The sequence below is a fragment of the Parasphingorhabdus sp. genome (assembly GCF_049667325.1).
Classification (GTDB): Bacteria; Pseudomonadota; Alphaproteobacteria; order Sphingomonadales; family Sphingomonadaceae; genus Parasphingorhabdus.
The window spans coordinates 1-11,391 of sequence record NZ_JBATHY010000238.1 but is presented as its reverse complement, the minus strand read 5'-3'; the positions used below and the strand labels follow the sequence as shown (position 1 = coordinate 11,391).

Below are 11,391 nucleotides of genomic sequence, written 5' to 3'. Positions count from 1 at the left end.
TTCAATCAGGGCTATGACTATTTCGCCGGCATGGATCAGGAGCAGATTTTCGATGCGCAGCATCCGGTACGCGGATGGGACTCGGCGCGGCGAGTCTATGCTGCCGGGCCGAGCGTGCCGCCAGCCTGGACCGATTTTACCGATCCGCTGGATGCAATCGGCGCGCGATTTGCCGCCGGCATCCATCGCCGCCAGACTTCCGGTCCGGCGATCTCCCGCGCAGACCAGAATGCGCTCAAGACGCTAGGGCTTGGCGACGATGACGCCCAATCCATCAGTCGCAGCGATATCCGCCGCGCCTATTCCGCGCTCGTCCGCAAATATCATCCGGACCGCAACGGCGGCGACCGCAGCCACGAGAAACAGTTGGCAAATGTGATCGAGGCCTATACGCAGCTTAAGGAATCAGCAGATTTTAGATAATGGCTCGCAGCTTTTGCTTTTCTTGCGGCAGCCGAGAGTTTTTGAAGGACAACGATGACCGACATACCCAATACCCACCCCGACGGCAGCGGCGAGACCGTTATGGATGCTCCCGACCTGACGGTCGATGCACGCGAAGTCTTCGGTGTGGACCTGGATATGGAAATTCCGGCGTTCAGCGAAAAGGACGAACGGGTTCCCGATCTGGACCCGGCCTATGTTTTCGATCAGGAAACCACCGCGGCCATCCTCGCCGGTTTCGCTTTCAATCGCCGGGTCATGGTCCAGGGCTATCATGGTACCGGGAAATCGACCCATATCGAGCAGGTTGCCGCGCGCCTCAACTGGCCGTGCATCCGGATCAACCTCGACGCGCATATCAGCCGGATCGATCTGGTCGGACGCGATGCGATTGTCTTGAAAGACGGCCAGCAGGTCACCGAATTCCGCGAAGGCCTGCTCCCCTGGGCGCTGCAGACGCCAACTGCGTTGGTGTTTGACGAATATGATGCCGGCCGGCCAGATGTAATGTTCGTGATCCAGCGGATTTTGGAAGCGGAGGGCAAGCTGACCCTGCTCGACCAGAACCGGGTGATCCGCCCCAATCCCTGGTTCCGTCTGTTTTCAACCGCCAACACGGTCGGCCTCGGCGATACCAGCGGGCTCTATCACGGCACCCAGCAGATCAACCAGGGCCAGATGGATCGCTGGAATATCGTAGTGACACTGAACTATCTGCCGGCCGCCACCGAAGCGAAAGTGATCCTGTCCAAGGTACCCGACGCCGACGACAAGACCGTCGAAAACATGATCAAGGTCGCCGATCTGACCCGGCAGGGCTTTATCAACGGTGATATTTCCACGGTGATGAGCCCGCGGACCGTGATCAGCTGGGCGCAGAATGCGGCGATATTCAAGAATATCGGCTTCGCCTTCCGCCTCTCGTTCCTCAACAAATGCGATGAAGCGGAACGGATGCTCGTGGCGGAATATTATCAGCGGGTCTTTGGCGAGGATTTGCCCGAAAGCGTGATGGGGCGTTAGGCTGCCGAATCCTCCCTTCAATGGCAAATCTTGCACCGCTTTCAGCATGTCGGGCGGGCCAATGTCCAATTTACAATCTGGCCTTTGCCGTATTATTGATATAGTACAGCAATGATGAACGAGCCTTACCACCTCCCCACGCAAAGGCACCGGCGCTGGTTCTGGCCGTTTGGCCCCAAAAAATTAGCCGAAACCGCCTTTTACGAGCCCTATGGCGATGCCATTCCTCCGCGCATCGACGAACCCATCGCGCCGCTCAGGAAGCCGCGCGGAAAATGGTGGTGGTTCAGCCGCGCTGTTGCGGCGGCGCTGTTTCTATTCATCCTGCTGGTCGCCTACCTGGCGATTACCGCACCTTTATCCAAATCCCTGCAGCCGATCGCGCCGCCGCAAATCACATTGTTGACGTCCGACGGACAACCGTTCGCGCGCAACGGCGCGGTCGTCGACGATCCTGTAGAGGTCGCGCAATTGCCTAGCCATGTAATGGAAGCCTTCATGGCGATCGAGGACCGCCGCTTCCATTCGCACTGGGGGGTGGATCCGAGGGGTCTGGCGCGCGCGCTGATGAGCAATATGTCCGGCAGCGGGATGATGCAGGGCGGCAGCACGATTACCCAGCAGCTCGCAAAAACCACATTCCTGACCCCGGAACGCAGCCTGACCCGCAAGGCGCGGGAAATGATGATTGCGTTCTGGCTCGAAGCATGGCTCACCAAGGACCAGATATTCGAACGCTATCTTTCCAACGTCTATTTTGGTGACAATGTCTATGGATTGCGCGCCGCGTCGCTGCATTATTACTATCGCCAGCCTGAAAATCTCGATCTGGAACAGGCGATCATGCTCGCCGGCCTGGTGCAGGCACCGTCCCGCCTGGCACCGACCCGAAACCCGCAACTGGCGGCAAAACGGGCCAAGCTCGTCACATCCGCGATGGTCAGTGCTGGCTATCTGACCGGGGAGGAGGCCGACCGCATCGGCACGCCTCGGCTGGACGTCCGGGCCAAAAATGCCCTGCCCACGGGAACTTATTTTGCCGACTGGGCAATGCCCCAAGCGCGGGCACTGACCGACTTGAGCTACGAGCAGTTGACCCTGACCACGACCCTCGATGCCCGGCTGCAGGAAATCGCCCGCCGCGCTGTCGCCCGCGCGCCGCTTGGTCAGGCGCAGGTTGCCCTGGTCGCGATGCGCCCGGACGGAGAAATCGTCGCGATGATCGGCGGCAGGGACTATGCAAAATCCGCCTTCAACCGGGTCACCCAGGCAAAGCGCCAGCCGGGGTCGACGTTCAAACTGTTCGTCTGGCTGGCGGCGTTGCGTTCGGGGATGGAACCGGAGGACTTGGTCGACGACAGCGCGATCACCAAGGGTGGCTATCTTCCCAAAAATGCCGGTGAAAATTATCGTGGAGAAATCAGTTTGAAGGAGGCGTTCGCGCGATCGAGCAATGTCGCGGCAGTACGCCTTTTCGGTCAGCTGGGCGACAAGGCGGTGATCCGCGAAGCGCGCAATCTGGGAATCAAGTCGCGGCTGGCCGAGGATGACCCGAGTCTCGCACTCGGTACATCGACGATGGATTTGATGGAACTGACCGCTGCTTATGCCGGGGTTGCCGGCAACCGCTGGCCGGTCGAACCCTATGCCTTCAAGAAAGAGGAACAGACATGGGTCGAATGGCTGTTCGACTGGCCGGGACGCTACCGGGCGGACACCCATGCGAACATGGAAAAGCTGTTGCGAGCTGCGGTCAATGAAGGCACCGGACGCCGGGCAATGCTGTCGATCCCCAATTATGGCAAGACCGGTACCAGCCAGAATAATCGCGACGCCCTGTTTGTCGGCTATGCCGGAGACGGCGATGACCGGCTGGTGGTCGGTGTATGGATCGGCAATGATGACAATAGTCCGCTAAAAGGCGTAAGCGGCGGCAGCCTGCCCGCGCGTATCTGGAAAGACTTCATGCAGCAGGCGGTGCAGGACAAGAAACCGGCTCGCAGCGGTAAGCCGCAACGCAAACCCGATCCCGAAGGTCCTGTCGTTCCGCTTGATCTGCCTGAAATTCCCGATATTCCGGTGAATGTCGGGGATACGGAAGTCAGGATCAATGGTGATTCCGGTGTTCGCGTGGGAACAGAAATAGGCGGCGTACCGGTTGATCTGAGAATTGACGGCGGCGGCGTGGCGATCGAACGGCGGCGGGAAGAAAATCCGCCCGGGCCGGATCGCTGAGCTTATTGTTACTCCTGACAAAAAAGCTGGAAATTAGCCCTTTGATTCCCTCGGCCTTTCCGCTTAAAGCTGTCGACTTCCATGGCTGATCGTTCCAAACTTGATGACCTGAAGGACGTGCTGGGCGGCACGGCCCGCGCCATCGCCCGGTTTCCGGACGTGGAGCTGGCCTATACCGCAGAAGCACCGTCCCAGGCCGGTCAGCATCTCAAGGTGCCGATGCCGGCGCGCGACCTACCACCGGAACAAGTCGCCGAAGCGCGGGGCTTTGCTGATAGCTTTTCGTTAAAACTACGACACCATAACGAAGTCCTCCACCGCAAAAATGCGCCGCAGGAGGCGATAGCCCGCGCCTGTTTCGATGCACTCGAGCAGGTTCGTACCGACGCGCTGGGCTCGCGGACCATGGCGGGCGCCAAAAACAATCTGAACGCGGCGTTGGAAATGCGGATGCGATCCGACCCGATTGCGCGGGCGCAGAACCGGGATGAAGTCCCGATTTCTACAGCCCTGGCGTTGCTGGCCCGGGAAAAGCTGACTGGACAGGCTCCGCCACCGGGCACAATCAAGGGCCTCGACATGCTCCGCGAGTGGATCGAGGACAGTGCGGGCGCGGATCTCGACGGCCTAAACCTGACGCTCGACGACCAGAACAGTTTTGCCAAATTGTCGACCCAGTTGCTGCAACATCTTGATCTGATCAAGAGCGACGATGAATCCGAAGCCGAGGACAGCGAGGACGATAGCGACGAAGACAGCGACGACAGTACCGATGACGGCGCCGACGAGGAAGCGACCGGCGATCAGGGCGAGTCAGAAATGCGCTCCGAACCCTCGGATGACGATAGTCAGGATGGCGAAAGCGATCAGAATGCCGAGGAGTTGGAAGAAGGCGCCGAAGACGAAATGGGAGACGCCGGCGACGATGGCATGATGCCGGTCCGTCCCAATCGCGCGATGTCCGACCTGCCCCCCGGGTTCAACTATTCGCCGTGGACCGAGAAATATGACGAGGTCGTCAGCGCAACCGAGCTTTGCGACGAAGAGGAACTGACGCGCCTCCGTATGTTTCTCGACCAGCAATTGACGAATTTGCAGGGCGCGGTGACCAAGCTTGCCAACCGCCTGCAGCGCCGCCTGATGGCCCAGCAAAACCGCAGCTGGGACTTTGATCAGGAGGAAGGCATGCTCGATGCCGCCCGCCTCGCACGGGTGGTCAGCAATCCGTCGCACAGCCTGTCCTACAAGATCGAACGCGAGACCAAATTCCGCGATACGGTCGTCACCTTACTCATCGACAACAGCGGCTCGATGCGCGGACGACCGATATCGATCGCCGCAATCTCCGCCGATATCATGGCGCGCACGCTGGAGCGTTGCGGGGTCAAGACGGAGATTCTCGGATTTACCACCCGCGCCTGGAAAGGCGGCCAGACCCGCGAAGACTGGCTTGCGGCGGATCGCCCGACCAATCCCGGGCGACTCAATGACCTGCGCCATATCGTCTACAAAAAAGCGGACGAACCATGGCGCCACGCGCGCAAGAATCTCGGCCTGATGATGCGCGAAGGCCTGCTCAAGGAAAATATCGACGGCGAAGCCCTGCTCTGGGCGCATAGCCGCCTGATCGCCCGCCCGGAAGAGCGCCGCATCCTGATGGTGATCTCCGATGGTGCGCCGGTCGATGACAGCACCCTGTCGGTCAACCACGGCGCCTATCTGGAAAACCATCTCCGCAAGGTGATCGAATGGATCGAGAGCCGCTCGCCCGTGCAACTGGTCGCGATCGGCATCGGCCATGATGTGACCCGCTATTACAAGAAAGCCGTGACGATCATGGATGCCGAGCAATTGGGCGGGACCATGGTCGAGCAGCTGGCCGGTCTATTTGACGAGGATTGATGGAATGAATGTAACCGAAGCCGTGAATTCCCGCCGTTCCGTGCGCCAGTTTCTTGACAAGTCGGTTGACAAGGCCATCCTCGAACAGGTGTTGAAAACGGCGCAACGCTCCCCGTCCGGCGGCAACACCCAGCCTTGGAATGCGGTTGTCGTCGGCGGTGATGAACTGATCCGGATCACAGCCGCCATCAAGGCGAAGACCGCGACAGCGCCGATGGGCGAAAATATGGAATATGCAATCTATCCCAAGAATCTCGACGGCCGCTACGAGGACCAGCGCCGGGCGGTTGGCCGGGACATGTTCGAAAGCATCGGCCTGGCACGGGAAGACGGCGCCGGCCGGATTGCCCAGATGGCGAAAAACTGGGACAGTTTCGGGGCGCCGGTGCAATTGTTCACCTACACCAGAAAATATATGGGACCTCCGCAATGGTCGGACATGGGCATGTGGCTGCAGACAGTGATGCTGCTACTGCGCGAGGCAGGCCTAGACAGCTGCTCGCAGGAAATCTGGGCGATGTACGGGACCCATATGCGAGAATTGCTCGGCATTGACGACGACCATATATTCTTTTGTGGCATGGCGATTGGATATCGGGACAAGGATGCTCCGATCAACAATTTCGACGTGCCCCGTGTGCCGATCAGCGATGCAATAGAGTTTCGCGGCCTTTAACCAGCGAAATTCCTGATATGCAGGCAAAATTCTGAATAATGTCCCGCAATGTGACAATAATCACCTAATTTGCCGCGAGAGTCGATAATTTACTATCCCAGACTCGGATTCGGCCGCTAACTGTTGTAGCTATAGGAATATTCTGGGTCGCAATCGCTGTTGCCGGAGTCTGAGGGGGCTTGGCAATGCACAAATATTGTGGGGAGAATATCGTGCACCGGACAAGGAATAGCACATTAATATTGGCGTTCGGGTTGCTAGCCAGCCCTGTGGCGGCGCTTGCTCAAGGCACTCCGGTTTCATTGCGCGACAGCTTCCCGATCGGAAGCAGCGACGGCATTTTATGCCAAGTGCAGGATCGCAGCATCGAAAACAAGGCGAAAGCCAATATGTTCGACCGCAGCTGGGCAGTGGTTTGCCGCGATTCTGCCCGACCGGTCGGTTTTGTCTATTCTTCCCGATTGCCCGAGCAGAATCTGCTCGATCGCATCGCTCCCCAACGCAGCGAACCTGTGACCTGCACCGCCGAGACGGCACAAGCGCCACTCGGAGATTTCCGTCACACGGAATGTCGTCTTTCGGCGGAACCGGTCGCCTATTCGCTTTTTCTTGGCCAGCAGAATGGCACTTCCTATATTGCCGAAGGCTTGGCAGCTTACGACAGCGCGACATTGCTCGCGCTCAAATCCATATTGAACGACTCGATTGCAGAGGGAAAAATCGATGTTGCCTCGACATCGGTCGAGGATCCCTTCGCCTTTGCGCGGGTTCAGGCCGCGACGCTCAAGCCCGATCAGGCACTGGCAGAGGGTTACCGACGCAATCTCAGCGGCGATTATGCGGAAGCCGCTGCCTTTTTCGAAACGCTGCAACAGCGTACTTCCGGGATGGAGGGGGAGGACATCAATCCCGACGAATATCTGATCAACCGGGCCTTGCAGAAATCCAATCTGGGTGAATTTGCGGAAGCCGATAATCTATTCGAGCAAGCCAGAGACCTGAATGGCACTGGCCCGGTTACCGAGCGCCTGCAACGGAATTTCGAGGCGATTCACCTGCTCAATCAGGGCCGCTTTGATGCAGCGATCAAGCGGATCAATGTTCCGCTCAAAACGTCGCTGGTGGAGCAGATCGCACTGACCGAACGCCTGGAGATCACCACTCCGATTTCGACCCGGATCAACGGCAGCGTGAGAACGCGCAGCTTGCTTGGTTTTGTAGATGAACTGAAATTGAGCGAACAGGAACGAACCGAAATTATCGACGCGCAGGCCCTGCAACTTCTGGGCACGGCCCAGCGGATCAATGGCGATCGCAATGCAGCACGGAATTCGCTTGTCTCCGCCTACAACCGCGCCGTCGCCGTTCGCGATGGCCGGGTCACATCGATCACTCGCCTGCGAGCCCAGACACTATCGGAGCTGGCCCTGCTTTCTGAAGCCGACGGCCGCCTCGACGAAGCGGAACAATTACTCCGTGACGGTCTCGACTTGCTCAGCGTTCAATATCCGGAAACGCGTGCCGTCAACGGTGCCAAGGCGCGTCTCGCAGCCTTTCTGTTGCGGCTTGGACAAGAGACAGAAGCGCGCAAATTATATAACGAAGTCGTAGTCAGTTCGTTGGGCAAACGGAGTGCAATTTCGGGCATGGCCAACCAGCTAGCGCCCTATTTCAAACTTCTTGCAGCGGATGAATCGGCGACAGAACAGTTTTTCAAAGCTTCGCAGATACTGGTCCGCCCCGGTGTCGCCGAAACCCAGGCGGTTCTTTCGCGTGAGCTGAGCGGAGGCACAGATGACGCCGCCCGCCTGTTCAGACAATCCACCAATCTTGCGCGCAGCATAGAACGATTGCGGATTCGCTTTTCGGCATTGGGCCAGATCGAACAATCGGCATCGGTAGCCAAACAAAGCAATGATCTGGCATCCGAAATTGAAGCCCTGGAGAGAAGCCAGCAGCTTACGCAAGTCAGACTTGCCGAATATCCGCAATATCGTGCGGTTGCCGATCGTTTTCTCGGTCTCGAAGAGTTGCGGGCCACGTTGCGGCCCTCCGAGGCCTATATGCGCATGGCTATCATCGGCGGTGACGTTTTTATGTTTTATACCGATCAGACCGAGGCAAAAACATACAGGGTACCGCTTGGCGAAAACGCGCTCGACGAAAAGGTCGACACTATACGCGCTTCGGTATCGGTGTTCGAGAACGGCCAATATGTCACTTACCCGTTCGATATCGAAGCGGCGCGCGCGCTATATTCGGATCTTTTCGGACCGGTTTCGGAGCAGCTGGCGAGCAAGAAGCACCTGATATTCGAACCTGACGGGGCGATGCTCAGATTGCCGATAAATTTGCTCGTCGCAGATGATACGTCGGTTTCGCGCTATCTCGCCAGACTGGAAGCGCCCGACGCCGATTTCTTCGATTTTGCCGATGTCAAATGGCTTGGCAGGAATATTGATATCAGTACCGCAGTATCACCGCGAGCATTTGCTGATGCTCGACAGGCCCCCCAATCCGGCGGCGCCATGCAATATCTGGGGCTTGGCAGGAACGAACCGATACTGGCAAACACGAAAATTGCAGGCATTCGCGGCGGCGCTCAAAATATGGATGCCAATTGCCAATGGCCGCTAAGCCAGTGGAACAGTCCGATATCCGACATTGAATTGCGGGAAGCCCAGTCTCAGGTCGGCGTGGAAAATTCCGAAATCATCACCGGCGCAGCATTTACCGATACCGGAATTCTGTCGAAGGGTAATATCAGCGATTATCGGATTTTGCACTTTGCAACCCACGGCCTGGTGACCGCGCCCAGCCCGTCTTGCCCGGCAAAGCCCGCGCTGCTGACATCCTTTGGTGAAGAGGGTTCAGACGGTCTTTTGGCATTTGATGAAATTTTCGATCTCAAACTGGATGCTGACCTTGTCATTCTTTCAGCCTGCGACACAGCCGGCAAAGCCAGCATAGCAACAACCCGTGCGGCAGGCGTCAGCAGCGGTGGCGGAACCGCTCTGGATGGACTGGTCCGCTCCTTTATCGGAGCGGGCGGACGTTCGGTATTGGCTAGCCACTGGCCCGCTCCGGATGATTTTCGCGCCACGGAACGGCTGATCAACGGACTGTTCAGCGATGGTCGCGGCCGATCCGTTACCGGAGCTCTGAGACATTCCCAGCTGGAATTGATGGACGATCCCTTAACCTCGCATCCTTATTACTGGTCGGGGTTCGCCTTGATCGGTGACGGTGCCCGGCCATTATTGCCGAGCGCCAAAGATCCGGCGACCAATGCCGAAGCGACTGCTCCGGCGACGAAGGCAACCCTGAAATAATGACAGCGACTGTCTTGCCAACAGACCCGGTTCAAAATAACCGCGATGTAAAAGAAGGGGCGAAAGGCGTTCTGCAATCGCTGCGCCGTCTTTTCGACCAGCTCGGCCCGATCCGTCTCGGATCAACCATCCTGTTCATGGTCCTCGCGCTTCTTGTTGCCCGGTACAGCTGGACGACACCACTGATTCAGGAAGCAGAACGCGCATTATATGATTTACGTGCGTCGGTGTTCGCGCCGGAAGTCGAAAAAGACGAGAATATCGTCATGGTCGTTTATAATGAAGACACGCTGAAACTAACCGGCCAGCGTTCTCCGGTCGACCGGACAATCTTGGCCCAGGCATTGGAGACAATCGACGCGGCGGGGCCCAAATCGATCGGTATAGATATATTGTTTACCATGCCACAGGATGACGATGACCTGCTAATTTCTGCCTTCAGGAACATGAAAACGCCAACTTTTCTGGCTTATGCCAATCCCGAAGAGAATCCCGAAATCGCCTTTGCGGAACATGAATTTCTTCAGCAATTTTTTGAAGAAGCGCGCAGTGAAAATGTTCAGCCAACCGACATCAAACTGGAAACCGATAGCGACGGTGTCCAGCGCAGGTGGACCCCGCACCGACCAGGCGCGCCGCCATTCATGGCCATTGCCCTCACCGCTCCGAACCCGAAATTTGCCAGAAACAGCGGTGCCATCCGCTATCATGTGCCGGCAGCTACCGACGTTCCCGTGTTTGACAAATTTCCGATCGAAAATTTTGCCGATCCGGCGATAGCGGAAATGCTTGGTTCTTTTATCGCCGGAAAGCATGTGCTGATCGGCGGCGACTTTATCGATCGCGACCGCTTTGAAACCCCTGTTGGCGGTCTCGCCGATATCAGGGGCGACGATGGCAAGATGATCGGACTGGAAGTGCACGCGCATATGCTGGCTCAATTGCTCAACGATGATCTGCCCGCCCCTATTGCAACATGGACCTTGTGGGTCGGCGCCATGATTGTTGCGATTTGCGGCGGCCTGTCCGCGCTGATCATCGGCAATGCACTGAAGGTCGGCTTCGTGCTGCTCGGGCAGTTCGCATTTTTCCTTATCTTCCCTTTCCTGTTGCACAATATCGGGATGGACACGCTTGCGCTGCCTGCCTTTGGCTGGGCTATCGGGTGGCTGCTGGGCTATGCTTCGGTCGGTTCGGCCGCGAGGACCATCAATTCCAAGCAGCGGGCATTTGCGCAAAATGCCCTGGGCAAATATCTGCCAAAATCGATTGCAAACGAGATTCTGAAAGACCCCGAAAAACTGGCACTTCACGGCGAAAAACGGAAAATATTCGCGGTGTTTACCGATCTCGAAGGCTTCACCAAACTGACCCATGCCATCGAGCCGGAAATGGTCGCTACCTTGCTGAACGATTATCTCGACCGGCTAAGCGAAGTGGCGCTGGAATATGGCGGCACCATCGACAAATTTGTCGGTGATGCGCTGGTCACTTTCTGGGGCGCTCCCATTGCCTATCCTGATGATGGGGAACGGGCGGCCAAGGCAGCCTACGCGCTTTACCAAGCCGGTGAAGATTTTCGTCGAAACGTGCCCGAAGGCGTGCCGCCGATTGGTCGCACGCGGGTGGGCATGCATTACGGCGATGCGATCGTCGGCAATTTCGGTGGTGAAGGCCGTATTCAATATACCGCCCTGGGTGACGCGATGAACACCGCAGCACGGCTTGAAGCAGCCAATAAGGCTCTGGGTACAAAAGTATTGCTGAGCCGCGAAGCGA

General features: G+C 57.7%; 7 protein-coding genes. All 7 read left to right on the top strand.

What is annotated here, in order from left to right; all coding sequences use genetic code 11:
• Positions 1-423: DnaJ domain-containing protein (locus WBM93_RS10620; protein ID WP_424431665.1), on the top strand; the 423-nt coding region annotated here is incomplete at its 5' end.
• A 54-nt stretch (positions 424-477) separates the two neighbouring features.
• Positions 478-1,467 carry a cobaltochelatase subunit CobS gene (gene cobS, locus WBM93_RS10615; protein WP_424431663.1) on the top strand — a complete coding sequence of 330 codons (990 nt, stop codon included), beginning with the start codon at positions 478-480 and terminating at the stop codon, positions 1,465-1,467.
• A gap of 111 nt (positions 1,468-1,578) precedes the next feature.
• Positions 1,579-3,702 (top strand): transglycosylase domain-containing protein, encoded by a 2,124-nt coding sequence (locus tag WBM93_RS10610; protein ID WP_424431661.1) that lies wholly within the window; start codon positions 1,579-1,581, stop codon positions 3,700-3,702.
• Between the two features lie 81 nt (positions 3,703-3,783).
• Positions 3,784-5,604 (top strand): cobaltochelatase subunit CobT, encoded by a 1,821-nt coding sequence (cobT, locus tag WBM93_RS10605; protein ID WP_424431659.1) that lies wholly within the window; start codon positions 3,784-3,786, stop codon positions 5,602-5,604.
• A gap of 4 nt (positions 5,605-5,608) precedes the next feature.
• On the top strand, positions 5,609-6,280 hold the full coding sequence (locus WBM93_RS10600) for a nitroreductase (RefSeq protein WP_424431657.1): 672 nt from the start codon (positions 5,609-5,611) through the stop codon (positions 6,278-6,280).
• Positions 6,281-6,465: 185 nt separating this feature from the next.
• A complete protein-coding gene (locus tag WBM93_RS10595; RefSeq protein ID WP_424431655.1) occupies positions 6,466-9,612 on the top strand; it encodes a CHAT domain-containing protein in 3,147 nt (1,048 codons plus the stop codon).
• Positions 9,612-11,391, top strand: a 1,780-nt coding sequence (locus WBM93_RS10590; RefSeq protein WP_424431653.1) for a CHASE2 domain-containing protein, incomplete at its 3' end; no start/stop codon positions are given. The genes WBM93_RS10595 and WBM93_RS10590, both read left to right, overlap by 1 nt.

Coding starts and splice junctions, on each gene's coding strand:
- WBM93_RS10595 (WP_424431655.1), top strand. CDS start 6,466: ATGCACAAATATTGTGGGGAGAATATCGTGCACCGGACAAGGAATAGC.
- cobS (WP_424431663.1), top strand. CDS start 478: ATGACCGACATACCCAATACCCACCCCGACGGCAGCGGCGAGACCGTT.
- WBM93_RS10610 (WP_424431661.1), top strand. CDS start 1,579: ATGATGAACGAGCCTTACCACCTCCCCACGCAAAGGCACCGGCGCTGG.
- cobT (WP_424431659.1), top strand. CDS start 3,784: ATGGCTGATCGTTCCAAACTTGATGACCTGAAGGACGTGCTGGGCGGC.
- WBM93_RS10600 (WP_424431657.1), top strand. CDS start 5,609: ATGAATGTAACCGAAGCCGTGAATTCCCGCCGTTCCGTGCGCCAGTTT.